The organism is Streptomyces eurocidicus (assembly GCF_002891295.1).
GTDB classification, from domain to species: domain Bacteria; phylum Actinomycetota; class Actinomycetes; order Streptomycetales; family Streptomycetaceae; genus Streptomyces; species Streptomyces eurocidicus.
This window is the reverse complement of sequence record NZ_LGUI01000003.1, coordinates 836,259-859,237: the sequence shown is the minus strand read 5'-3', so window position 1 is coordinate 859,237 and position 22,979 is coordinate 836,259. Positions and strand designations below refer to the sequence as shown.

Here is a 22,979-nt window from a genome sequence, read left to right as displayed (position 1 = left end):
TCACCTCAGGGCTTCAGTGCCGCAGCGCGTCCGACGCGCTGACCGCGTTGCGCCGCAGCACGGCGGTCATCGCGTCGAGCGTCACGGCGAAGTCGGTGTCGAGTTCCCGCAGATAGGAGTTCTGGCCGAGCACGGCCTCCGACGGCGCGTCGGTGAGGGTGATGCTGAGCGTCAGGGTGAGGTTGCCGTGGGCGTCCTCACCGATCTGGTTGGTGATGGTGTGCAGATCGGACGCGTCCGTGTGCCGGAAGGTGATCCGCCCCGAGGTCTCGTCGGGGGTCACACGCTGGACGAGCGTGCGGTCGCCGCGCGTGGCCTCGCGCAGGAAGCCGTCGCCGTAGCGCTCCAGGATCCGGCACGAGGTGATGGCCGGGACGTAGCCGACCGGGTGCTCCGCCTTGTGGAGCAGCGCCCGCCACAGCTGGCCCCGGGTGGTGGCCGGCTTTCCGGCCTCTCCTGCGGTGTTGACCTGACGGGTCCACGAAAGCGTAATCATTCGTTCTCCTGATCGAGCGCCGGTCGAACTCCTCATCGGTGCTGGCGCGAGAATTCTTCGATTTCGCGGACGTCAACTTCAAGGCGCCCCGGGCGAGTTCGTCAGGTGACCGGGGGCGTGTCAGGTCGGCGCGGACACCTGACGTACTGCGCCGGACGACCGGCGCGGGGCAGTGGTCCCCGTTCGAGGATGGATCGCGTGAGAACGCCTCGGCGGACCGCGAATGCCTTCCCCGGGAATGGTGAGAGCAGAAACAGGAGAGACACGATGTCCAAACGATTCGCTGGCAAGGTCGTCCTGGTCACGGGTGGCGGCGAGGGCATCGGCCGCGCCGCCGCCTTCGCCTTCGCACGTGAGGGGGCCGAGGTCGTGGTCGCCGGACGGCACCCCGAGATGCTGCACGAGACGGTCGAGGAGATCAAAGCGCTGGGCGGAAAGGCCAGTTGCGGTACAGCAGATGTCTCGGACGCCGAAAGGGGCGACGCGAAGGCCGTGGTCGAGGCCGTGGTGGCCCGGCACGGACAGCTGGACATCGCCTTCAACAACGTCACCGAACTCGGCCCCGAGCAGCCGGTCGCGGAGATCGGCGAGAACGTCTGGGGAGAGACCCTGGCGGCGAATCTGACCGGTGTCTGGCTGTCGATGAAGCACGAGATCGCGCACATGGAGAAGAACGGCGGCGGGGTGATCGTGAATACCGCCAGCAATATCGGTTCACAGGGCATGCTGCCGGGCCTGGGCGCGTATGCCGCCTCCAAGGCGGCGGTCAGCACGCTCACTCAGACCGCGGCGCGCGAGTACATCGACAAGGGCGTCCGTATCAACGCGATCAGCCCTTGCCCGCTGGGGCGCGGGGCGAAGGTCGAGGAGATCGCGGAGACGGTGCTGTGGCTGGCGTCGGACGAAGCGTCGTACGTGGTCGGCCACGATCTCGTACTGGACCGCAAGACCGCCGTCTGAATTCCCCGCCCGGCCTTTCCCCCGGCCCCTTTTTCCCCTCTGCCCTTCCCCTCCTCCGCCCTTCCCCTCTTCCTTCCCCCCTTTCCTTCCCTTTCCCCGGCCCGTCCGCCGGGCCCCGGTCCGCCCGGGGTCCGGCCCCGGCCCCTCGCGGGCGGCGGACCGGCGCGTACCGAGAGAGGACAGCGAGAGACGTGGTCAACATCCTCATCGCCGGAGGCGGCATCGGCGGCCTCGCCGCGGCGGTCTCCATCGCCCGGCAGGGCCATACGGTGACCGTCCTGGAGCGCAGCGAGGTCTTCGAGGAGGTCGGGGCGGGCATCCAGCTGGGGCCCAACGCCTTCCTCGCCCTCGACCGGCTGGGCGTCGGCCCGGCGGTCCGCGAACGCGCGGTGCTCATCGACGAGTTGCGGTTCATGGACGGCCTCACCGGCGAGCGCGTCGCCGCCATGCCGCTGACCGGCGCCTACCGTGAGCGCTTCGGGAACCCGTACGCGGTCGTCCACCGCGGCGACCTCTACCAGGCGCTGCTCGACGCCTGCCGCGCCCACCCGTCCGTCGTCCTGCTCGGCGGCAACTACGTGGTGCGGTACGCGCAGGACGGCGCCGGGGTGACGGCGGTGACCTGCACCGGGCGGGAGTTCCACGGGCACGCCCTGATCGGCGCCGACGGCATCCGCTCGGCCGTGCGCCGGCAGCTCGTCGGCGACGGCGCCCCGCGGGTCTCCGGCCACACCATCTACCGCTCGGTCATCCCGATGGAGCGGGTGCCGGAGGAGCTGCGCTGGAACAGCGTCACCCTCTGGGCCGGGCCCAAGTGGCACTTCGTGCACTACCCCATCGCGCGCGGCAAGTCCCTGAACCTGGCCGCCACCAGGGACGACGCGGCCACGGAGGCGATGACGGGGGTGCTGGTCGACGCGGCCCGGGTGACCGCCGAGTTCCCCGACCTCGGCGACGCGGCCCGCCGGCTGCTGGCCCTCGGCGAGAACTGGCGGGCGTGGGTGCTGTGCGACCGCGACCCGATCGCCGGCTGGACGGACGGCCGGGTGGCCCTGCTCGGCGACGCGGCGCACCCGATGCTCCAGTACGCGGCGCAGGGCGCGTGCATGGCCCTGGAGGACGCGGTGCTGCTCGGCGAGGTCCTCGCGGGCGCCGCCGGGGACGAGCCGGCCTTCGGACGGCGGCTGGAGAAGTACAACGCCGGGCGCCGCGAACGCACCTGCCGCACCCAGCTGGTGGCCCGTGAGATGGGCAGGCGGCTGTACCACCCGACCGGCGACGCCGCCCGCGCCCGCAACGAGATGCTGTCCTCGCTCACGGCCGAGGACCTCTACGACAAGGTCGACTGGCTGCACGCCGGCGTGCGCTGACCCGCCGCGCACGGGAACGCCGAGGAACCGCCCCCGGAAGGTACCGGGGGCGGCTTCGGCGCGTACGGCCCGGTGTCAGTGGCCGTCGTGGTGGCCGTCGTGGTGACCGTAGTGACCCTCGTGGTCGTCGTAGTCGTCGTGGTCACCGCGGTAGCCGTCGTGGCCGTGGTGCCCGTGGTGGCCGCGCCCGTGCTCACGGTTGAACGAACCGTTGCCCGAGATGAGGGGCACCTCGTCCAGGATGTGCGACAGCGGGTCGTCGCCGTCGTGGATCGTGGAGTTCTCGGTGCAGGTCTGCTGCTGCTGGGAGGACAGGATCGGGATGTCCTGGAGGCCGACGTTGAGCAGGGCGAGGAGCGATTGCGCGCCGAGCTTTCCGATGCCGATGCACGGCTTGTTGAGGGAGCCGTTGATCAGACCCATCTGGGGGCTCATGTAGCCGCCCGTGTAGGTGTTGCCGTACTCCTGGTGCGCGCCGTTCGCGTTCGCCACGTCGTCGCTGTTGCCCACCGCCATCGCCGGGGCGGTCGAGACGCCGGCCGCGGAAGCCACGAGCGCCGTTGTGGCCAGTACTTTCTTGATCACGCTATTCCTTCGCTCTGGTCGATATACGGGAGCGCTCTGGCTAACTCGGGAAATCCATGGAGGTTATCGGCATTCACTCCATCGGCCCACCGGTGCGACCTGATCAGAATAAGTACGCCCACGCACCGGGACGCGGGAAACCCCCCGGCCGCGGGGCCCGCACACCCGCGGCCGAGGGAATTCCGGACCTGTGGCTACTTCATGCCGTGGTCGCCGAAGCCATGACCACCGAAGCCGTGGTCCCCGAAGCCGCCGTGCCCGCCGAAGCCCTCGTGCCCGCCGTGACCACCGTGGCCACCGTTCGAGTGGTTGCCGGAGCCGTTGCCCGAAATGATCGGGATCTCGTCGAGGAGGTGCGACAGCGGGTCGTCGCCGTCCTTGATCGTGGAGTTGTCGGTGCACTGCTGCTGCTGCTGGGAGGACAGGATCGGGATGTCCTGGAGGCCGATGTTGAGCAGCGCCAGGACGGACTGGATCTCGAGCTTGCCGATACCCAGGCACGGCTTGTTCAGCGTGCCCTGGATAAGGCTCATCTGCGGGCTTTCCTTGCCACCGGTCTTGGTGTTGCCGTAACCGGTCTTGGCGGCGTTGCCGTTGGCGACGTCATCGTCGTTGCCGATCGCCAGGGCGGGACCGGCGAGGGTGCCGACCGCGGATGCCGTCAGGGCGGCCGTGGCGATTACCTTCTTGAGCACGTCTATGCCTTTCGATCGTGTAGCGCCCCCACTGGGAAAGCGTTCTGAATAACTCCTGTCTTATGCAGAGGTTCCGGGCTTTCACTCATTTGAGCCATTGGATCCACCACCCGGAGAAATTGATATGACGGGATCTCTTATGACCGGCGCTTTTCCATGAGTTCCCCCGGACCGGGCCGGACGGGCCACTCGGCGGGGTCGGCACCGGCTCGGGCACGGGCCGGCACGGACCCCGGCCCGGGGTCGCCGGGCAGGTCACGGGCGGTGCCCCGACCCGTGTTCGAACCGGAGCCGGTGGCGATCACGAAAATGTACGTATTACGTGCCGGTGGTGTCGCGGTCCCCCGTGCGCCCTCCGCCGCGCCCGCTTCCTGCGGCATGATCTCCACTCCCCACCTCACGCGCGGCGGCGGTCCGAGGGAGGCCGGCGGGACCGGACCGATCGCGCGGCGGGCACAAGTCCCGGCGGGGGACGGAAGGTTCACAACGACAGCAGGAGAGACCCATGGGCAGCAGCACCCCCCAGGCGCGCAGGAGCGACACCCGTGAGCGCATCCAGAAAACGGCCCTGGACCTCTTCGTCTCGCGTGGTTACGAGAAGACGTCGCTACGGGAGATCGCCGAGGAGCTCGGCGTCACCAAGGCGGCGCTGTACTACCACTTCAAGACGAAGGAAGACATCCTCAGCGCGATCTCCGCGGAGCTGGGCCGCCCGGTCGACGAACTCATCGCCTGGGCCAAGGAACAGCCACCCGGCCCGGCCACCCGGCGCGAGCTGCTGGCCCGCTACAGCGCGGCCCTGAAGTCGGCCATCCCGATCTACCACATCCTCCAGGAGAACCAGGCGACCCTGCGGGACCTCGCCGTCGGCCAGACGCTGCGCGAGCGGGTGGAGTCCATCGCCCGCCTGATGCACGCGGGCGGCGTCCCGTTCGACACCCACGTCCGGGTCGCCAGCGCGCTGCTGACCGTCCACTTCGGGGCGTTCACCCTGGACGAGGTGGGCGGGACGGAGGAGCAGAAGCGGCAGGCGCTGCTCACCGTGGCCCTGGAGACGCTGGACTCGGCCGCCGACGCGCCCGGGGCGGCGGCCACCGAGGCCGTCGGCTCCGGCAAGGGCTGACGGCCGGGACCGCCCGTACGGACACGGCGGGGCCGGGGGGGTGGATCACCGCCCCGGCCCCGCCGTGCCGCCCGGGGGTCAGCCGTTGACGTCCTGCGGGAAGACCAGCTGCTTGCCCATCCACTCCATGGCCGGGGAGATCTCGCGCCGCCAGGTGGCGAAGTTGTGGCTGCCCTCGGGGAGGATCATCTTGTCCGCCTTCATCGGCGGCCGCACCGCGTCCAGGAAGCGCTTCGTCTCCTTGAGGTTCTTCTCGCCGTGCAGGCTGCTGGTGACCAGCACCGTGGCGCGGGGCGCGGGCATGTTCCGCAGCCGCCAGATCAGGTCGTGCTCCTGGCGCCGCTTCCGCTCGTCCGCCCCCTTGCCGAAGAGGTCGCCCGTGGTGAGGTCGGTGCCGACCTTGTAGTCGCCGGAGAGCGCCGCGGCCGCCGGGTAGACGTCGGGCTGACGCATGGCGAGCAGCAGCGAACAGGTGCCGCCCGAGGAGTAGCCGAGGGCGCCCCAGGCGCTCGCCTTGTGGCCGACCCGGTAGCCGCTGCGGAGCGCGTCGGGCAGGTCCTTGGTCAGGAAGGTCTCGGACTGCGGGCCGCCGGGGACGTCCACGCACTCGGTGTCGCGGGGCATCGCGATGTTCGGCGAGAGCATCACGACGACGGTCGGCTGCATCTTGTTCTCGGAGATCAGCTTGCTCGCGGTCTTCGGCACCTGGAGGTGCTGGGCGAGGCTCTCGGTGCCGCCCGGGTAGCCGGTGATGGCCACGATCACGGGGAAGCGCTGGCGCTCGTACTGCTTCTGGAAGTACTGCGGGGGCAGATAGACGAACGCCGGGGCGGCCGCCTGCGACCGACGGCCGATGATCTTGATCGACTCCATCTTGCCGACCTGCTCCGGCGGGCCCTTGGGCAGCCCGGCCTTCTCCAGCCCCTCCGGCGCGCCGGGCTGCACCAGCCCGCCCTTGCCGGTGTCCACCCGGGCCCCGGTGCCCGCGAGGTCGGTCGCGGTGGTGACCTGGCCGGGCGAGCGGTCGTACCGGCCGATCAGCTGACCCCAGGTGCCGTAGAAGCTCTGGGCGGAGTTCACCGCGAGCAGTACCGCCGACATGATCGTCAGCTGGGTGGTGAGGATCGCGCCGAGCCGGCCCAGCACCGGCAGCACGCCGCGCCCGGAGAGCCGGGGCCACAGCCAGACGGTGAGCCCCACGCAGAGCACGGCGACGAAGACCACCGTGTACAGAAGCGACCTGCTGGTCAGGCCCATACGGCTCTCAACTCCCCGCCCTTGTGATGGGTACTCGTGTTCGGTCCGGTCATGTTCACCGATGAAGAGGCCGTAATGGGTGGACAGGGTTGCTCTCGACCCATTTCTTACCCGGTTCTTGTCCTGCCCTTGGCCTGGGCGCCCACCTCCGTTGGCGGGCGCGAAACCGGGTACCCGGGGCGCCGAAAGCGACAACGAACCCCGGCATGGCCGGTTACCGGCCCCGTCCGGGGGTGGGTGCGAGCCACGCTGGGCAGAAAGGGCTGCATGGGCGAAGTCTTCTTGCGCAGGTTGAGCCGATGGCAGGCCGAGCAGTACCGCGAACAGCTCGCGGACCTGCACGGAGCGGCGTACGGACGGCCGCCGGCCGAGACCCTCGGCGGCCGCGCTCCCTTCCTGGAACAGCTCGCCGGAGCCTCCGCGCGGCCCGGCTTCGACCTGATGCTCGCCGACGGCGGGGGGCCGGTGGGCTGCGCGTACGGATACCCGGCGGCACGGGACGGCGGCCTGTGGCGCGACTTCTCCGGACCCGTCCCCGAGCAGCTGGAGGAGCTGACGGCCGCGGGCCGGGTCTTCGTCCTCGCCGAGCTGATGGTGCTGCCCCGGCACCGCCGCCAGGGCCTCGGCAGGCGGCTGCACGACCGGCTGCTGTCGGGCAGCGGCGCGGCGCTGGCGGCGGTGGTCCTCGCGCCGATGGACGCCCGGAGCCAGGCGGTCCGCGCGGCCCGCCGCGCCTGGGGCTGGTCGGCGGCCGGCACGCTGCGGCCCGCCGTCCCGGGCGGTCCGGCGCCGGAGGTGTTCACCCGGCCGCTGCGCAGATGACGGCCGGGCCGACGGGCCCGCCGGGGCGCCTCCCGCAAGCCTCCTTCGCCTCCCTCCGCCCTCTGGCCGAACAGGTTCTTCCGCTGGATGGTGGGGGAAGGGAAGCGGCCCCGCGGCCGGGGCGGCGGTGGGGCGGCGGGAGGGGAGCGCACATGACCGAGGACGTCGGCACGGCCCGGCCGGCCGCCAACCGGTATCTCAGCGGTCTCTACGCGCCCGTGCGCGAGGAGATCACCGCGATCGACCTGCCGGTGACCGGACGGCTGCCCGAGTCGCTGCGCGGCCGCTATCTGCGCAACGGCCCCAACCCCCTGGGCGACCCGGATCCGGCCACGTACGGCTGGTTCGGCGGCGAGGGCATGGTGCACGGCGTGCGGCTGCGCGACGGCCACGCCGAGTGGTACCGCAACCGCTGGATCCGCTCCGACTCGGTGGCCGGGCGGCTCGGCGAGAAGCTGCTGCACGGGCCGCGCCACCTGGGCCTGGACTTCGCGCCCAACACCCACGTCCAGCGGTTCGCCGGGCACCTCCTCGCACTGGTCGAGGGCGGCTCGCTGCCGTACGAACTGGACGACGAGCTGCACACGATCGGGCCGTTCGACTTCCACGGCACGCTGCCCGGCGGGCTGGCCGCGCACACCGTGATCGACCCGGCGAGCGGCGAGCTGCACACCGTCGCGTACTGCGTGGCCCGGCCGTATGTGCAGTACCTGGTCGCGGGCACGGACGGCCGGGTGCGGCACCGGGTGGACGTCCCCGTCGAGGGACACCCGCTCATGCACGACTTCTCGCTGACCGAGCGGCACGTCCTGCTGTACGACCTGCCGGTCGTCTACGCCGCGCCCACGCCCGGCGGCGAGTTCCGCGTGCACTGGGACGACGCGCGCCCCGCGCGCCTGGGCGTGCTCCCGCGCGACGGGGGCGCGGGGGACGTGCGCTGGCTGGAGGTCGATCCGTGCTTCGTCTTCCACCCCATGAACGCCCATGAGCGGAACGGCGTGATCACCATCCATCTCGTCGCCTACGAGCGCCTCTTCGACACCCGCGCGAAGACCCCGGCCACCCCCTCCCGGCTGGAGCGCTGGACGGTCGACCCGGCGGCGGGCTCGGTGCGGCGGCAGCCGGTCGACGACCGCCCGGTGGAGTTCCCGCGCGCGGATCCACGCGCGCTGACCGGCCGGAACCGCTTCGGCTACACGATGCTGGAGGATCCCGCGCCGGGCGGCGCCGGCGTGGACCGGCTGGGGGCGGGGCTGGTCAAGCACGACCTGGAGCGCGGCACGAGCGAGACCTTCCTGGTCCACCCGGCGGGCGACGTCGGCGAGGGCGCGTTCGTCCCCGCCGCCCCGGAGGCGGCCGAGGACGACGGCTGGGTGCTGGCCTACGCCTACGACCCCGAGCGCGCGGCGTCGGACCTGCTGGTGCTGGCCGCCCAGGACTTCGCGGCCGGGCCGGTCGCGAAGGTGCACCTGCCGGTGCGGGTGCCGCTGGGCTTCCACGGCAACTGGATCCCTGACGGCGAGTGAGAGGGCGGGTGGCGGAAGGCGGAAGGCGGCCGGGACGAGGGAGGCGGGAAGAGGGGGGCGCACCACGAAATCGCGCGCGGGAAGAGGGAGAAATCCCTTCGCAGGGGCACACGGGTACGAGTGGAGGCGGGTACTTTCCCCCAACGGTGTTTGCGGAGGAAGGCTTATGAGGGTCCTGAGCACGCTGGGGCGGGTGCGACAGCTAGCCTTACCTAGCCGTCCGGACACGGGACTTTTCCCCGCACTACGGACATTTCATAGCTCCCGAGACATGTGAAGGACTTCTCCCCATGGGCATTCGGAGTCTGCTGCGGAACGCGTTCGGCCGGTCCAGGACAGCGGCTGCCGGGCGCGACGAACCCGGCCTGCCCCAGCAGAACGCGGGTCCGGCCGGCGCCGACGGCGGGGAGCCGGCCGGTGCCGGTGCCGGGAAGGAGCCCGCGGGCGGCGTGGCGGCCGTACCCGCGCCGGCCACGGAGCCGGCGCCCGCGGGCGTACGGGACGGGGAGGCCGCCGGTCAGCCGGCCATCGCCCGGCCGCGGGCCTCCGCCGAGGGGCCCGTGCCGGAGCCCGCCGACGAGCCCGCCGGTGAGCCCGCCGGGTTCTTCCGGGCCCCGGTGCCCGCGCAGCCCCAGCAGCCCGCCGCGGACACCATCCCCGACCCCGGCCCGCTCGGCCCCACCCCGGGCCCGGTGCCGGACCCGCTCCCGCAGCCGGAGCCCTCGCCCACCCCGATGCCGGCCCCCAAGCCCGTACCGGAGCCGGACCCGGTGCCCGCACCGAGCCCCGAGCCGCTGCCGGAGCCCGAGCCCACCCCGCGCCCCGCGCGGCCCCGCCCCGAGCCCGGCCCCGTCCCGGAGCCGTCGCCCGCGATGCCGCCGCGCGAGCAGGCCCCCGCGGTGAGCCTGGAGAAGCTGACGAAGACCGCCCCCGGGCTGGTCAGCCTCTACAAGGAAGCCGGGGTCTCGCTGGAGAAGCAGGGCCTCACCGGACAGCGGGCGGCGGTCTACCTGGTCCTCGACCGCTCGGGTTCGATGCGCGAGTACTACCGGAACGGCAGCGTGCAGCACCTCGCCGAGCAGGCCCTGGGGCTGTCCGCCAACCTCGACGACGACGGCGTCGTGCCCGTCGTCTTCTTCTCCACGGACGTCGACGGCGTCGCCGAGCTGAGCCTCACCGAGTACGCGGGCCGCATCGAGGAACTGCACGCCGGCATGGGGCACATGGGCCGCACCAACTACCACTGGGCGATGGAGAAGGTGATCGAGCACTACCGCGAGTCGGGTGCCACCGACCCCGCGTTCGTGATCTTCCAGACCGACGGCGGCCCGTACAGCAAGGCCGCCGCGGAGCGCGCGCTGTGCCGGGCGGCGGAGCTGCCGATCTTCTGGCAGTTCGTCGGCTTCGGCGACCCGGAGGGCAAGGGCTTCGACTTCCTGCGGAAGCTGGACGACCTTCCGGTGCCGGAGAAGAGGGTCGTGGACAACGCGGGCTTCTTCCACGCGGGGCGGGATCCGCGGGGGCTGGGGGACGCGGGTCTGTACAAGGAACTGATGGTGGAGTTCCCGGACTGGCTGGCGGAGGCCCGGGCGGCGGGGATCGTGCGGGACTGATGCGAGGCGGGGCCGGACGGGCTGCAAATCAGCCCGTCCGGGGGCACCTCCCAGCGGTAGCTGGGGGAGCTTGAGGACACCGCGCGTCAGCGCGGAAAGGGGGCCTGGGGCGAAGCCCCGCACGCGGCGGAGCCGCATATCGGATACAGCGGGAAGGGGCGGGTAGGGAAAAGCCCGCCGCAGGCGCACCCACCCCCGCTCACGGAGCCGGCAGCTCCACCGTCACCCGCAACCCACCCCCCACCGCCGGAACAGCCCGCACCACCCCCCCATGAGCCCGCGCGATCGACCGTACGATCGACAGCCCCAGCCCCGCCCCCGCCCCACCCGTCCGCTCCCGCCCGCGCCCCCGCCGGAACGGTTCGAAGAGGCCCGCCACGTCCGTCGCCGCGACGAGCGGACCCGTGTTGCGCACGGAGAGCCGGCCCGGTTCGACCCTGACCTCGACGGTGCCGCCCCGGTGGTTGTACTCGACGGCGTTGCGCAGCAGGTTGCCGGTCAGCTGGGCGAGCAGCACGCGGTTGCCGGACAGCGGCGCCGGTCCGGCCTCGACACCGATCCGGACCTCCAGCCGCCCGGCCCGGCCCGCGACGGCCGCGACCTCCTCCTCGACCACCTCGGCCAGGTCGCACGGTTCGCGCCGCTCCAGCCCGCGCTCGCTGCGGGCCAGCACCAGCAGTCCGTCGATGAGCCGCTCGGAGCGGCGGTTCGCGGCGAGCAGGACCTCCTTCGTCCGGGCCAGCTCGGCCGGTGAGGGGTCGCCGTCCAGGCCCACCTGGATGGCCGCCCGCTGGGTGGCCAGCGGGGTCCGCAGCTCGTGCGAGGCGTTGGAGACGAACCGGCGCTGGCTGTCGAAGGCCGCGTGCACCGGGCGCAGCGCCCGGCCCGCGATCCACCAGCCGACGCCCACCGCGAGCAGGGCGGTGAGCAGCAGGGCCACCCCGGACCAGAGGATCAGCTCGCTGGAGGCGGCCGCGCTGACGTCGCCGGAGACGCGGTAGACCGTGGAGACGGTCGCGTCCCGGGCCTCCGACGGCAGCGAGGTCCCGGACTCCGCCCCCCGCACCGGCACCGCCAGCCGTGCGATGGTCCCCGCCCGTTCGCGCGTACCGGCCCGCGAGAGGAGGTTGACGGTGAGCAGCAGCAGCCCGCCCAGGACGACGAAGACGGCGCCGAAGGCGACGGCGATCCGGGTGCGGGCGGTGGGGGCGAGCAGCCGCGCCGGGCTCACAGGGCGTACCCGACGCCCTGCACGGTACGGATCAGCGGTGGGTCGCCGAGCTTGCCGCGCAGCTTGCTCATGGCGACGCGCACCGCGCCCGTGAAGGGGTCGGCGTGCGCGTCCCAGGCCCGCTCCAGGAGCTCCTCGGCGCTGACGACCGCGCCCTCGGCCTCCAGCAGGATCTGGAGCAGCGAGAACTCCTTGGGCGAGAGCTCCAGCACCCGGCCGTCCCGCTCCGCCGTCCGCCGCACGGTGTCCAGCCGGAGGCCGTCCCGCTCCAGGAGCGGCGGCGCGGGCCGTGCGCTGCGCCGCCGGAGCGCCCGTACCCGCGAGACCAGTTCGGGGAACTCGAAGGGCTTGGGCAGATAGTCGTCCGCCCCGAGGTCGAGGCCCGCCACCCGGTCCTCCATGCTGCCGGCGGCGGTGAGCATCAGGATCCGGGTGCGGGAGCCGGTGCCGACGAGGTGCCGGGCGACGTCGTCGCCGTGCACCCGGGGCAGGTCGCGGTCGAGGACGACGACGTCGTAGTCGTGGAGGGAGAGGTAGGCGATCGCGGCGTCCCCGCTGTAGACGGTGTCCACGGCGAAGCCGGCCCGGCGCAGCCCGGTGGCCACGATCTCGGCCAGCGTCTCCTCGTCCTCGGCGACCAGTATCCGCATGTCGTCGTGCCTCTCCTTCGGTGCGCCCCCTTCCAGGATGAGGGTGTACAGGAGGAGATGTTTCGCAAATGTCTCCTTATGTGCGGGCGGGCTCCGCGGAGGGCGGGGCGCCGGTGCCCGCCCGCACGCCATCCGCGCCCGGGAACACCTCAGCGCGCCCCTTCCGGACCGTGACGGAGACCCGCTCACATGACTACGCTAGGTAGCCGTAGGATCACGCTTCGGATTCTGGAGTGACTTCCGGGCACCGGGGCGCGAGACCACGGAGGGGGAGGGGAACCCGGGTGGCGGGAGTGGCGGGAGGGCACCTCCCGCCACCTGGGTACACATCGGAGCGCTTCGGCGGAGGCGCTCACGGACGGCGTTTCGCACGCGGCCCGGCGGGCACTACGCCCAGAGGTCCAGCAGGAAGGGGTAGGCACCGAGGATCTTCGCGGGCCCCTGGATCACCTCGCGGAAGGTGAAGACGAGGTACCGGTCGCCCTTCGTGGCGAAGTAGTGCATCTCGTCGCCCACGGCGGCGGAGGCGATCGTGTCCGGCGCCCGGAAGTCCTCGGGCACATGCCCCAGGGCCGCCTCCCGGACCTCGCGCCCGTACCGCCCGCCGGAGAGGCCGACGACCGCCGTGCCGCACTCCCCGAACACCAGATAGCGCGAGCCGTCCGGCGCCGCGGCCACCGCCTTCAGCGGCCGGCCGGTCACCGGTCCCCCGCCGGGGAGGAGACGGCCGGGCGGCAGGTCCCGGGAGCCCCGCTCGGAGAACTCGACCGCGAGACCGTCCTTGACGCCCAGATACGGGTGGGCCGAGCCGCACGGCGTGGTGGTGACGAAGTCGAAGCCGCCGTGGAACTCCTCCGGCAGGTGCGGGAACCGCTCGGCGATCTTCCGTGGCCCGTCCTCGATCCGGTTCCGCTGCGAGAAGCGGACGACCTCGTCGCCCCGGAAGCCGTCGAAGCGCATATACGGCGTCCGGTCCGGCACCGCCGCCCACTTCGACGCGGCGCCGAACACCCCGGCACCGGCCTCCGGGGCCCTCCCCCGGCCCCGGGTCGCGGCGGTGACCAGGCGGCTCGGGCCCGGTCGCACGACCAGCCCGGCCAGCGCGTCGAAGGTCTTGCGCGCGACACGCGGCCCGGCCGGCTCGAAGTGCCACCGCTGGGCCGCCCCGTCCCCGCCCGCGCGCTCACGGCACTGGTCGATCACGACGCCCCCGGCCGGGGCCTCGCCCGCACCCCCGGCGCCCGGCCACAGCCCGCCGTGGACATGCGAGAACCGGTGCAGGTCCATATTGGCGAGCAGCCAGCTCCGGTACGCCGGACCGCTCTCCTCCGGGCGCGCCCGGACCACGGCCGCCCCGGGCTCGCCGACGCGCCGGCGGGCCCGCAGACACCGCCCGCTGCGCTGGTTCCTGATCCCGTAGGTGTCCTCGCCGCCCTCGCCGGGCTCCAGCCGCCACGCCTGCCCCGCCCGCAGCGGCCAGTCCTGGAGCGCCTCCTGGACGATGTCCGCCGGAGCGCCCTCGCCGGCGTCCCTCACCGTCAGATACAGCCCGGTCCGCTCGTTCCTGAGCAGGTACGCGGACCGGGTGTCGACGCTCATGGACCCTCCTGGAAGCGGCCGGCGGAACACCGGCTGTTCCGGCGGGGCCGTTTCACCCTAGGAGCCGCCCCGCCATGGGTCGACCGTGCCGACTCGGCCAGAACGGGACCGGATCAGGCCGTTTCCGACCATGGAGGATTGACCCGGCTCAGCCCGTCGCCCGGCCCACCAGCCCGTCGACGATCCGGTGCAGCTCGGCGGTCTGCGACACGGGGTCGAAGCCCTCCTCCCCGGCGGCCAGATAGCAGGCGTCGGACAGCCGCAGGATCCATCCGGCGACGCGCTCGGGCGCGAACTCCAGCCGGTGCCCGTCGGCCGCCATCCGCTCCAGCAGCGTGGTCAGCGCGGCACGGGTCAGGGCCTCGTCCGTCGCGACCAGCACGGCGAACTCCTCGTCCCGGTTGGCCTCGAAGACGGCCGCCGCCAGCAGCCCCGGGACGAGCGGGTCCGCGAGGTCGGCGAGCAGGTGGTCCACCAGCAGGCCGAGGCCGTCGCCGGGCCGCCCGGCGGCCAGCGCCCGCTCCCGGGCCGCGGCGGCCCGCGGCAGGTCGTCGGCGAACAGCGCGTGGAACAGGGCGCGCTTGGTGGGGAAGTAGTGGAAGAGGGTGCCCGAGCCGATCCCCGCGCGCCGGCAGACGCTCGCGGTGGAGGTGCCGTCCACGCCGTGGAGGGCGAACTCCTGTGCCGCGGCTCGGAGGATCAGGGCCCGCTTCCGGGCGTGCTGTTCGGGGTCGACGGTACGCATGGCGAAATATTAGAGCACGCACTCTAGAGTGCGTGCTCTAATAATGCGATGCAGACGCCTCCGACGCCCGCACGGGCCCGCCGCCGCTGGATACCGGTCCTCGGCCTGATGTTCCTGTCCCCGGTCGCGGCCGAGTACCTGATCGGCTACGGCGACACCATCGGCCGCCCGAAGGAGCTCCTGGCGGGGCTGCTGATCCTGGGGCCGCTCTACGGCACGGTCGCCGTGCTGATCCGGGAGGCCGTCCGCCGCACCGGGCGCGGCTGGCCGTCGATGCTGCTGCTCGGCCTCGCCTTCGGGCTGGTCCAGGCCGGGCTCATCGACCAGTCGCTGTTCAACGACGACTACCGCGACGTACCGGACTGGCAGGAGACCCTGCGGCCCACCTTCGTCCCGGGCCTCGGCATCGGCGTCTCCATGGCACTCAACTTCCTCGTGGGCCACATGGTCTGGAGCTTCTGCGCGCCCATCGCCGTCATCGAGGCGTGTACGCCCCGGCTGGCCGACCGCCCCTGGCTCGGCCGCACCGGCCTGATCGTCCTGCCCCTGCTGTACCTGGCGGCCGCCGCCCTCATCCACCAGGACCACCTGCGGACCGAGCACTTCAACGCCGCCCCGGCGCAGATCGCCGGCACCGCCGCCGCCGTGCTCGCCCTCTGCGCGACCGCCTTCGCCCTGCCCCGCCGCCGTCCGGCCGCCGCCCCGGGCACCGCCGGCACCCGCGCGCCCGCCCCCTGGGCCGTCGCGTGCTGCGCCGCCGTGGCCCTGGCCGTCCATCAGAACGTGCCGCCGACCTGGCCGGGCGCCGCCGCCGACGCCGCACTGCTCACCGCGCTCGGCGCGCTGCTCCCGCGCTGGTCCAAACGCGCGGGCTGGGGCCGAAAGCACGTACTGGCCGCGGGCGGCGCCGCCCTGATGGTGAACGCGCTGTTGTCCTTCGCGGTCGAGCCGCTCGGCCACCCCTCGGCGGCGGCCAAATTCGCGACCAACACCGCGATCACCCTGGGCGTACTGGCACTCCTCGGGTGGGCACACCGGTCCCTGCGGCATCCCGCGACCACCCACTGAACAACGTCACCCTGCGTACCCGCACGGTCACCGATCAGGCCCCGTCTCAGTGGGCATCTTAAGAAGGTGAGCAAAGAAAACCCCCCCGCGCTCCCCACCCCCTCTCCCCGGCCCGGCCCGGCCGGCCGGGCGGGCCCGCTCGGCCCGGTCCCCCCGGCCGGCCCGGTCAGCTACGCCGTCGACACCCGCACCGACCGGCTCGGACAGGTCATGGACCGGCACGCCGGCCGGCTTCAGCTCCGCCCTCCCCAGGGCGGCGTCGAGTGGGACTGCCCTCCCGAGTACGCCCGCCCCGCGTCCGAGGCCGAGACCCTGCGCGCCCGCGTGGCCCGGCTGAACGCCGAGAGCAGGTGGGGGCTTTGACCGCGCGCGCGGTGTTCCTGTTCGGCACCTGGACCCTCCAGCCGGACCGGGAGCCGGACGCGGAGCCGATCACGTACGCCATGCAGTGCGCGGTCTGCGAGGAGAGTTCGGGCGTCGTGGAGGACCTGACGCACGCACAGGGCTGGACCTTCCGGCACGCGGGCCGGAACCCCTCGCACCACACCTACCGGGAGGTGATCACCAGGCCCTGGCGCGCGTGGATGGCCGAACCGCCGCCCACCGCGAGCCGTACATGACCCGCGCCCCGCCCGGCCGCGGACCACCGGGTGCCGGCGCCCCCGCCGCCCGTTAATACAGCGCGGCGCAGGGCCGGCGCTCGGATACGCTAAGGACTTCTGCACACCGCGACCAGGGAGCAGCCGGAAATGGCTCGACACCTCATCACCAGCGCCCTTCCGTACATCAACGGGATCAAGCACCTGGGCAACATGGTGGGGTCCATGCTCCCGGCCGATGTGTACGCCAGGTACCTCCGCCAGACCGGCCGCGAGACGCTCTACATCTGTGCCACCGACGAGCACGGCACCCCGGCCGAGCTGGGCGCCAAGGAGCTCGGCCTGCCCGTGGCCGAGTTCTGCGCCAAGCAGCACGACGCCCAGAAGGCGATCTACGACGGCTTCGGGCTGTCCTTCGACTACTTCGGCCGCAGCTCCTCCCCGGAGAACCGGGAGATCACCCAGCACTTCGCGCGCCGCCTGCAGGAGAACGGGTTCATCGAGGAGCGCTCGATCCGCCAGGTCTACTCCCTGGCCGACGGCCGCTTCCTGCCCGACCGCTATATCGTCGGCACCTGCCCGCACTGCGGCTACGACAAGGCCCGTGGCGACCAGTGCGAGAACTGCACCCGCGTCCTCGACCCCACGGACCTGATCGACGCCCGCTCGGCGATCAGCGGCAGCAGCGAGCTGGAGGTCCGCGAGACCAAGCACCTCTTCCTCCTGCAGTCCAAGCTGCAGGGCGAGGTCGAGGCGTGGATCGACGAGCACGGCAAGGACTGGCCGATCCTGGCCTCCTCGATCGCCCGCAAGTGGCTGACCGAGGGCCTCAACGACCGCGCGATCACCCGTGACCTGGACTGGGGCGTCCCGGTCCCGGCCGACACCTGGCCGGAGCTGGCCGCCGAGGGCAAGGTCTTCTACGTCTGGTTCGACGCCCCGATCGAGTACATCGGCGCGACGAAGGAGTGGGCGGACCAGGACCCGGCGAACCGCGACTGGAAGTCCTGGTGGTACGAGGCGACGGACGTCCGCTACACCCAGTTCATGGGCAAGGACAACGTCCCGTTCCACACGGTGATGTTCCCGGCCACCCAGCTCGGCACCCGCGAGCCGTGGAAGAAGGTCGACTACGTCAAGGCGTTCAACTGGCTGAACTACTACGGCGGCAAGTTCTCCACGTCCCAGAAGCGCGGCGTCTTCACCCACGACGCCCTGGAGCTGCTGCCCGCCGACTACTGGCGCTACTTCATGATGGCCAACGCCCCCGAGTCGGACGACACGTCGTTCACCTGGGAGCTGTTCTCGGCCACCGTGAACAAGGACCTCGCCGACGTCCTGGGCAACTTCGTCAACCGCGTCCTGTCCTTCTCGAAGAAGCGCTTCGGCGAGGAGGTCCCGGCCGGCGCCGAGGCGGGCGAGGCCGAGGCCGCCCTGGGCCGGGAGATCGCCCAGCTGCTCCGGGAGTACGAGGAGCACATGGAGGCCATGCAGTTCCGCAAGGCGGCGCAGGCACTGCGCGCCCTGTGGAGCGCGGGCAACTCCTACCTGGAGGCCAAGGCCCCCTGGCTGGAGATCAAGACCGACCCGGAGGCCGCGGCCCTGACGCTGCGCACGGCGATGAACCTCATCCACCTCTACTCGGTGGTCTCGGAGCCGTTCATCCCCTCCTCGGCCGCGGCCATGCGCAAGGCGTTCGCGCTCGCCGACGACACCGCGACCTGGGTGACGGCGGACGAGGCGCGGTCGCTGTCGTCCGTCCCCGCGGGCACGGCCTTCTCGGTCCCCCCGGTGCTCTTCGCGAAGATCACCGAGGAGGACCTGGAGTCCTACCGCGAGCGCTTCGGCGGCGGCGACGAGGCGGCGTGACACACCCGCCGGGCTGCGGCCCGGTATGAGCGAGGGCCCGGGACCTTTCGGTTCCGGGCCCTCGTTTATGCGCGTTGATCGATCGGCAATCGTTCGTTGAAGCCGTCCCGGCAGGCTGGAGCACGTCGAATCACGGGGGAAAACGGGGAAGACGAGGAAGCGCAGTGTTCGTAAAACGCATCACGGTGAGCGTCCACGCCACCGACGAGCTCAGCCGGGCCCGCTTCGTACGCAGGCTCCGGGAGCTGCCCGAGCTGCGTGTGGTGCGCGGGCCGGGGGACGTCGAGGTCGTGCTGATGGGGGTGGACGACACCGCCGCCGCGGCCGAGCTGCGCCGGCGGGCCCGGGACGGCGGGGCACCGGTGGTGCTGGTCGCGGACGAGCTGGGCGAGACGGAGCTGATGGCCGTGGCGGAGTACGGGGTGCGTTCCGTGCTCTGGAACCGCCGGCTCACCCAGGGGCGGCTGGCGCGCGCCGTGCACGCCGCGGCGGGCTGCTGCCCCCGGCTGCCGCTGGTGACGGCGCTGATGTGACGGCCGCGGAGGGCGCCGCACCGGCGAGGGACCGCGGGCAGGGCCGCGTACGCGCGAGGGCCCGGAACCACATCGGCGGTTCCGGGCCCTCGCGCGTACGTGCGCCAGAGGCGCGCCGGCCTTACTGGACGGGCTTGACCTGCGGCGCCTTGCGCAGCGACAGGTGGAGCTCCTTCAGGCGGGCCTCGTCGACCTCGCTCGGGGCGCCCATCAGCAGGTCCTGGGCGTTGCCGTTGAGCGGGAAGGCGATGGTCTCGCGGATGTTCGGCTCGTCGGCCAGCAGCATCACGATGCGGTCGACGCCCGGGGCGATGCCGCCGTGCGGCGGGGCGCCGAACTTGAAGGCGCGCAGCATGCCGCCGAACTCCTTCTCGACCTCCTCGTTGCTGTAACCGGCGATCTCGAAGGCGCGGTACATCACCTCGGGCTCGTGGTTACGGATGGCGCCGGAGGACAGCTCGGTGCCGTTGCAGACGATGTCGTACTGCCAGGCGAGGATGTCCAGCGGGTCCATCGTGTTCAGCGCCTCCAGGCCGCCCTGCGGCATGGAGAACGGGTTGTGCGAGAACTCGACCTGGCCGGTGTCCTCGTTCTTCTCGAACATCGGGAAGTCGACGATCCAGCAGAAGCGGAAGACGTTCTCCTCGAACTGGCCGGCGCGCTTGGCGGCCTCGACGCGCACGGCGCCCATGATCTTGGAGACCTCGTCGAACTCGCCCGCGCCGAAGAAGATCGCGTGGCCGGGCTCCAGGCCGAGGCGCTCGGCGAGGGCCTTGACGTTCTCCTCGGTGAGGAACTTGGCGATCGGGCCGGTCAGCGCCAGCTCCTCGCCCACGCGGACCCAGGCCAGGCCCTTCGCGCCCTGCTCGACGGCGTAGTCGCCGAGGCCGTCGAAGAACTTGCGCGGCTGGTCACCGGTGGCCGGGACGGCCAGCGCGCGGACGTGCTTGCCCGCGAACGCCTTGAACTCCGAGCCGGCGAAGACGTCGGAGACGTCGACGAGCTCCAGCTTGGCGCGCAGGTCCGGCTTGTCGGAGCCGTACTTCAGCATGGCCTCGCGGAACGGGATCCGCGGGAACGGCGAGGTGACGTGGCGGCCGTTGCCGAACTCCTCGAAGAGGTCGGTCATGACCTTCTCGATGACCTGGAAGACGTCCTCCTGCTCGACGAAGGACATCTCGACGTCGAGCTGGTAGAACTCGCCCGGCGAGCGGTCCGCGCGGGCGTCCTCGTCGCGGAAGCAGGGCGCGATCTGGAAGTAGCGGTCGAAGCCCGCGATCATCAGCAGCTGCTTGAACTGCTGCGGGGCCTGCGGCAGGGCGTAGAACTTGCCGGCGTGCAGCCGGGACGGCACCAGGAAGTCGCGCGCGCCCTCGGGGGAGGTGGCGGACAGGATCGGGGTGGCCATCTCGTTGAAGCCCAGGGCCGTCATCTTCTGCCGCATCGACGCGATGACGGCGGAGCGCAGCATGATGTTGCGGTGCATGCGCTCACGGCGCAGGTCGAGGAAGCGGTACTCCAGGCGCCGCTCCTCGTTGACGCCGTCGTCGGCGTTGATGGTGAAGGGGATCTGCTCGGCGGTGCCCAGCACCTCCACCTCGGTGACCTCGACCTCGATCTCACCGGTGGAGAGGTCGGGGTTGACGTTGTCCGCGCCGCGGCTCATGACCTTGCCGTCCACGCGGACGACGGTCTCCTTGGTGAGGTGGCTCAGGGCCTCGTTGGCGGGGGTGCCGGGGCGGGCGACCAGCTGGACCAGGCCGTGGTGGTCGCGGAGATCGATGAAGAGGATGCCGCCCAGGTCGCGCCGATTGTGCAGCCAGCCACTCAGTCGCACGTCGGTGTCGACGTCAGCCGCACGGAGCTCGCCGCAGGTGTGGGACCGGTACCGATGCATCGTTCATCCAAGTCGTGGTCGAGGGGTGTTCGAGGTCGTGGGCCGAACTCGCTGATCGAGGCGTCTCGCGCTGGAGGCGCGCCGGGTTAGCGTCGCAGCGGCGCGTGTGCAAGCCTACCTACTGCCACGGACGGCATCGGTGGTATCTACCCGGCATACCCGCATAAAGTGGGGCAATGCGCACCGAGGACGTACTTGCCGCCGTAGCTACGGGACTGTGGCAGTGGGACAACGCCTCGCGCATCGCCGTCTTCGACGCCGAGGCCGCACGGCTCCTGGGCCTTCCGGCGGAGCGCGTGGAGCTGACCGAGTCGGCCGCCCGCGCCCGGTTCCACGCCGTGGACTGGGTCGAGATCATGGGCATCATCAATCTGGCCGTGACCGAGGGCACCCTGGCCGAGGCCCGGCTGCGGGTCGTCGACGACGAGGGCCGGGTGCTGCGGACCGTGCGCAGCCGCTCCCGGCCGGTCCGGGGCGGCGCCGGCTATCTGCTGGTGGGCACCGTCGAGGAGGTGCCCTCCGCACAGCCGGGCACCTCCGCCGTCCGGACCCCCGTCACGGGTGACTGGCGCCGGAACAGAGAAGCGTTTCTGCTGGACGCGGGCCGGGCGCTCGCGGAGGCCCACTCGACCTCCGAGGTGCTCCGGGTCGCCGCCGGCCTCTCGATGCCGGGCTTCGAGCCCTCCGCGCTGGCCGTCTTCGGCACCGAGGCCAACCGGGTGATCCTCATCGGGCACCACGGCTACGGCCCCGGCGACATGGAGCCCTTCCTGGACGTGCCGCTGGAGACCGCCTACCCGGCCGCCGAGGTCATCCGCACCGGCCGCGCGGTCTACATCCCCTCGCCCGAGGAGTACGAGCGCCGCTTCCCCCTGCTGTGGCCGCTGGTCGAGCGCTTCGGCCGGCGCTCCTGGGCCTTCCTGCCGCTGATCAACGCGGGACAGACCATCGGCGCCTGGATGGCGGGCTTCAGCCTGCCCGTCGCCTTCACGCCCGACGAGCGCTCGGTGCTGACCACCGTCGCCCGGATGCTCGCCCAGGCGCTGAGCCGGGCGAGCGCGCATGAGTCGGAGCGCGAGCTCTCCGTGGGGCTCCAGCGCTCGATGATGCCCACGGTGCAGCCGGACATCAGCGGGATGTCGGTGGCCGCGCGCTATGTGCCGACCGGTGGCGGCCTCCAGGTCGGCGGCGACTGGTACGACATGATCCCGCTGCCCTCCGGGAAGATCGCCCTGGTCATCGGGGACGTGCAGGGCCACGACGTACGGGCGGCCGGGCTGATGGGCCAGCTGCGGATCGCCCTGCGCGCGTACGCCTCCGAGGGCCACCACCCGGACGCGGTCCTCTCCCGGGCCTCCCGCTTCCTGGACGGCGTCAACGGCACCGGGCCGGAGGACCTGGACCCGCGCTTCGCGACCTGTCTGTACATCGAGGTCTGCCCGTCCAGCGGGGTCCTGGTGATCGCCCGCGCGGGCCACCCCGACCCGGCGATCCGGCTGAGCGACGGCACCCTGCTGGTCCGGGCGACCGCCGGCGGCCTGCCCCTGGGCATCGACCCGGACACGGACTACCCGACCACCCGGCTGGTCCTGGAGCCCGGCGAGACGATGCTGGTCTGCACGGACGGCCTGATCGAGACCGGCGGCCACGACCTGGAGACCGGCTGGACCCGGCTCCGGGAGGTCGTCGAGGGCTTCCCCCTGGAGGTCGACGCCGGAAACCTGGAGAAGCTGGCCGACGCCCTCGTCCAGGCCGTCCACGGCCCGCCCTCGCACTACACCACCGGCCCGCTCGTCGACCGCCGCGAGGACGACATCGCCCTCCTGCTGCTCGGCCGCCAGGCGGCCGAGCAGGCGGCGGTGGGCGCCCCGGAGGCCCCGGCCCGCCCGGTCCGCCGCACGGCCCTGACCATCGCCCAGGCCGAGCCCGAGCGGATCGCCGAGGCCCGGCAGCAGATACGCCATCTGATGTACGACTGGCCGGACGAGGACCAGGCCGACTCGGCGGTCCTGATGGTCTCCGAGATGGTCACCAACGTCCTGGTGCACACGGACGGCGACGCGCTGCTGGTCGCGGAGATATCCGGCGCGCCCGGCGAGCGCCGGGTGCGCGTCGACGTGGCCGACGCGAGCGACGAGCTGCCGCACCGGCGGCACCCGGGCGAGATGGCCTCGTCGGGCCGGGGCCTGGTGCTGATGGAGCTGCTGGCCGGGGCGTGGGGGGTGGACCCACGGGGCGAGGGCAAGAACATCTGGTTCGAGCTGTACGAATCGGACGGCAGCCCGCAGGTGCCCCTGGACGACGGGACGCCCCCGGCCGCCGAACGGACCGGCTAGGTCCG

Annotated in this window: 21 protein-coding genes; 12 read left to right on the top strand and 9 right to left on the bottom strand. The window is 72.2% G+C overall.

The annotated features are described in order from the left end of the window. Positions 1-13: 13 nt before the first annotated feature. Entirely contained in the window at positions 14-496 is a 483-nt protein-coding gene (locus AF335_RS13700; RefSeq protein ID WP_170127681.1) for an SRPBCC family protein, read from the bottom strand. A 267-nt stretch (positions 497-763) separates the two neighbouring features. On the opposite strand from AF335_RS13700, the gene AF335_RS13695 reads away from it, so the two are divergent. Beyond that, positions 764-1,456 carry an SDR family NAD(P)-dependent oxidoreductase gene (locus AF335_RS13695; protein ID WP_102918582.1) on the top strand — a complete coding sequence of 231 codons (693 nt, stop codon included), beginning with the start codon at positions 764-766 and terminating at the stop codon, positions 1,454-1,456. Positions 1,457-1,647: 191 nt separating this feature from the next. Continuing rightward, positions 1,648-2,826 carry a 3-hydroxybenzoate 6-monooxygenase gene (locus tag AF335_RS13690; RefSeq protein WP_102918581.1) on the top strand — a complete coding sequence of 393 codons (1,179 nt, stop codon included), beginning with the start codon at positions 1,648-1,650 and terminating at the stop codon, positions 2,824-2,826. A 75-nt stretch (positions 2,827-2,901) separates the two neighbouring features. Here the strand turns inward: AF335_RS13690 and AF335_RS13685 are convergent, their stop codons facing one another. Beyond that, positions 2,902-3,411: a rodlin gene (locus tag AF335_RS13685; protein ID WP_311775592.1), complete on the bottom strand. Its 510-nt coding sequence runs from the start codon at positions 3,409-3,411 to the stop codon at positions 2,902-2,904. Positions 3,412-3,605: 194 nt separating this feature from the next. Next, positions 3,606-4,106, bottom strand: a complete 501-nt coding sequence (locus AF335_RS13680) for a rodlin (RefSeq protein ID WP_311775591.1) — start codon at positions 4,104-4,106, stop codon at positions 3,606-3,608. Positions 4,107-4,611: 505 nt separating this feature from the next. On the opposite strand from AF335_RS13680, the gene AF335_RS13675 reads away from it, so the two are divergent. Next, positions 4,612-5,229, top strand: a complete 618-nt coding sequence (locus AF335_RS13675; protein ID WP_102918580.1) for a TetR/AcrR family transcriptional regulator — start codon at positions 4,612-4,614, stop codon at positions 5,227-5,229. A gap of 78 nt (positions 5,230-5,307) precedes the next feature. On the opposite strand, the gene AF335_RS13670 is transcribed toward AF335_RS13675, so the two are convergent. Then, positions 5,308-6,486, bottom strand: coding sequence for an alpha/beta hydrolase (locus AF335_RS13670; protein WP_102918579.1), 1,179 nt, complete (start codon positions 6,484-6,486; stop codon positions 5,308-5,310). A gap of 267 nt (positions 6,487-6,753) precedes the next feature. Between AF335_RS13670 and AF335_RS13665 the strand changes: the two genes are divergently transcribed. The 3 genes from AF335_RS13665 (at position 6,754) to AF335_RS36185 (ending at position 10,447) form a co-directional block, all read left to right on the top strand. After that, the gene (locus AF335_RS13665; RefSeq protein WP_102918578.1) at positions 6,754-7,308 is read left to right on the top strand and encodes a GNAT family N-acetyltransferase; all 555 of its coding nucleotides are present in this window, start codon (positions 6,754-6,756) and stop codon (positions 7,306-7,308) included. A gap of 152 nt (positions 7,309-7,460) precedes the next feature. After that, positions 7,461-8,834, top strand: a complete 1,374-nt coding sequence (locus tag AF335_RS13660) for a carotenoid oxygenase family protein (RefSeq protein ID WP_102918577.1) — start codon at positions 7,461-7,463, stop codon at positions 8,832-8,834. Between the two features lie 290 nt (positions 8,835-9,124). Next, positions 9,125-10,447, top strand: coding sequence for a VWA domain-containing protein (locus AF335_RS36185; protein WP_102918576.1), 1,323 nt, complete (start codon positions 9,125-9,127; stop codon positions 10,445-10,447). A gap of 199 nt (positions 10,448-10,646) precedes the next feature. Here AF335_RS36185 and AF335_RS13650 read toward each other — a convergent pair whose 3' ends face one another. The 4 genes from AF335_RS13650 to AF335_RS13635 form a co-directional block, all read right to left on the bottom strand. After that, complete coding sequence (locus AF335_RS13650; protein ID WP_102918575.1) at positions 10,647-11,678, bottom strand: sensor histidine kinase; 1,032 nt, start codon at positions 11,676-11,678, stop codon at positions 10,647-10,649. Next, positions 11,675-12,328, bottom strand: a complete 654-nt coding sequence (locus AF335_RS13645) for a response regulator transcription factor (protein WP_102918574.1) — start codon at positions 12,326-12,328, stop codon at positions 11,675-11,677. The genes AF335_RS13650 and AF335_RS13645 overlap by 4 nt, the downstream gene beginning before the upstream one ends. 387 nt (positions 12,329-12,715) lie before the next feature. Then, positions 12,716-13,927 carry an RICIN domain-containing protein gene (locus AF335_RS13640; protein WP_102918573.1) on the bottom strand — a complete coding sequence of 404 codons (1,212 nt, stop codon included), beginning with the start codon at positions 13,925-13,927 and terminating at the stop codon, positions 12,716-12,718. Between the two features lie 148 nt (positions 13,928-14,075). Then, positions 14,076-14,672 (bottom strand): TetR/AcrR family transcriptional regulator, encoded by a 597-nt coding sequence (locus tag AF335_RS13635; RefSeq protein WP_102918572.1) that lies wholly within the window; start codon positions 14,670-14,672, stop codon positions 14,076-14,078. Between the two features lie 48 nt (positions 14,673-14,720). Between AF335_RS13635 and AF335_RS13630 the strand changes: the two genes are divergently transcribed. The 5 genes from AF335_RS13630 to AF335_RS34605 all read left to right on the top strand — a co-directional run bounded on the left by AF335_RS13630 (position 14,721) and on the right by AF335_RS34605 (position 18,741). Next, positions 14,721-15,740: a hypothetical protein gene (locus AF335_RS13630; RefSeq protein ID WP_146045512.1), complete on the top strand. Its 1,020-nt coding sequence runs from the start codon at positions 14,721-14,723 to the stop codon at positions 15,738-15,740. 66 nt (positions 15,741-15,806) lie between these two features. Beyond that, positions 15,807-16,103: a hypothetical protein gene (locus tag AF335_RS13625; protein WP_102918570.1), complete on the top strand. Its 297-nt coding sequence runs from the start codon at positions 15,807-15,809 to the stop codon at positions 16,101-16,103. Next, positions 16,091-16,360 carry a DUF7848 domain-containing protein gene (locus tag AF335_RS13620; protein WP_102918569.1) on the top strand — a complete coding sequence of 90 codons (270 nt, stop codon included), beginning with the start codon at positions 16,091-16,093 and terminating at the stop codon, positions 16,358-16,360. Before AF335_RS13625 ends, AF335_RS13620 begins: the two co-directional genes overlap by 13 nt. Before the next feature lie 129 nt (positions 16,361-16,489). Then, positions 16,490-18,208 (top strand): methionine--tRNA ligase, encoded by a 1,719-nt coding sequence (gene metG, locus AF335_RS13615; RefSeq protein WP_102918568.1) that lies wholly within the window; start codon positions 16,490-16,492, stop codon positions 18,206-18,208. Between the two features lie 164 nt (positions 18,209-18,372). Then, entirely contained in the window at positions 18,373-18,741 is a 369-nt protein-coding gene (locus AF335_RS34605) for a response regulator (RefSeq protein ID WP_102918567.1), read from the top strand. Between the two features lie 121 nt (positions 18,742-18,862). Here AF335_RS34605 and aspS read toward each other — a convergent pair whose 3' ends face one another. After that, positions 18,863-20,638, bottom strand: a complete 1,776-nt coding sequence (gene aspS, locus AF335_RS13605; protein WP_102918566.1) for an aspartate--tRNA ligase — start codon at positions 20,636-20,638, stop codon at positions 18,863-18,865. A 176-nt stretch (positions 20,639-20,814) separates the two neighbouring features. Here aspS and AF335_RS13600 point away from each other — a divergent pair, with 176 nt between their 5' ends. Then, positions 20,815-22,974: an ATP-binding SpoIIE family protein phosphatase gene (locus AF335_RS13600; RefSeq protein ID WP_102918565.1), complete on the top strand. Its 2,160-nt coding sequence runs from the start codon at positions 20,815-20,817 to the stop codon at positions 22,972-22,974. Positions 22,975-22,979 lie beyond the last annotated feature (5 nt).

Bases quoted from the DNA above. Each gene is read 5' to 3' on its own strand.
- AF335_RS13700 (WP_170127681.1), bottom strand. From the start codon at position 496: ATGATTACGCTTTCGTGGACCCGTCAGGTCAACACCGCAGGAGAGGCC.
- AF335_RS13695 (WP_102918582.1), top strand. From the start codon at position 764: ATGTCCAAACGATTCGCTGGCAAGGTCGTCCTGGTCACGGGTGGCGGC.
- AF335_RS13675 (WP_102918580.1), top strand. From the start codon at position 4,612: ATGGGCAGCAGCACCCCCCAGGCGCGCAGGAGCGACACCCGTGAGCGC.
- AF335_RS13670 (WP_102918579.1), bottom strand. From the start codon at position 6,486: ATGGGCCTGACCAGCAGGTCGCTTCTGTACACGGTGGTCTTCGTCGCC.
- AF335_RS13665 (WP_102918578.1), top strand. From the start codon at position 6,754: ATGGGCGAAGTCTTCTTGCGCAGGTTGAGCCGATGGCAGGCCGAGCAG.
- AF335_RS13660 (WP_102918577.1), top strand. From the start codon at position 7,461: ATGACCGAGGACGTCGGCACGGCCCGGCCGGCCGCCAACCGGTATCTC.
- AF335_RS36185 (WP_102918576.1), top strand. From the start codon at position 9,125: ATGGGCATTCGGAGTCTGCTGCGGAACGCGTTCGGCCGGTCCAGGACA.
- AF335_RS13645 (WP_102918574.1), bottom strand. From the start codon at position 12,328: ATGCGGATACTGGTCGCCGAGGACGAGGAGACGCTGGCCGAGATCGTG.
- AF335_RS13640 (WP_102918573.1), bottom strand. From the start codon at position 13,927: ATGAGCGTCGACACCCGGTCCGCGTACCTGCTCAGGAACGAGCGGACC.
- AF335_RS13635 (WP_102918572.1), bottom strand. From the start codon at position 14,672: ATGCGTACCGTCGACCCCGAACAGCACGCCCGGAAGCGGGCCCTGATC.
- AF335_RS13630 (WP_146045512.1), top strand. From the start codon at position 14,721: ATGCAGACGCCTCCGACGCCCGCACGGGCCCGCCGCCGCTGGATACCG.
- metG (WP_102918568.1), top strand. From the start codon at position 16,490: ATGGCTCGACACCTCATCACCAGCGCCCTTCCGTACATCAACGGGATC.
- aspS (WP_102918566.1), bottom strand. From the start codon at position 20,638: ATGCATCGGTACCGGTCCCACACCTGCGGCGAGCTCCGTGCGGCTGAC.
- AF335_RS13600 (WP_102918565.1), top strand. From the start codon at position 20,815: ATGCGCACCGAGGACGTACTTGCCGCCGTAGCTACGGGACTGTGGCAG.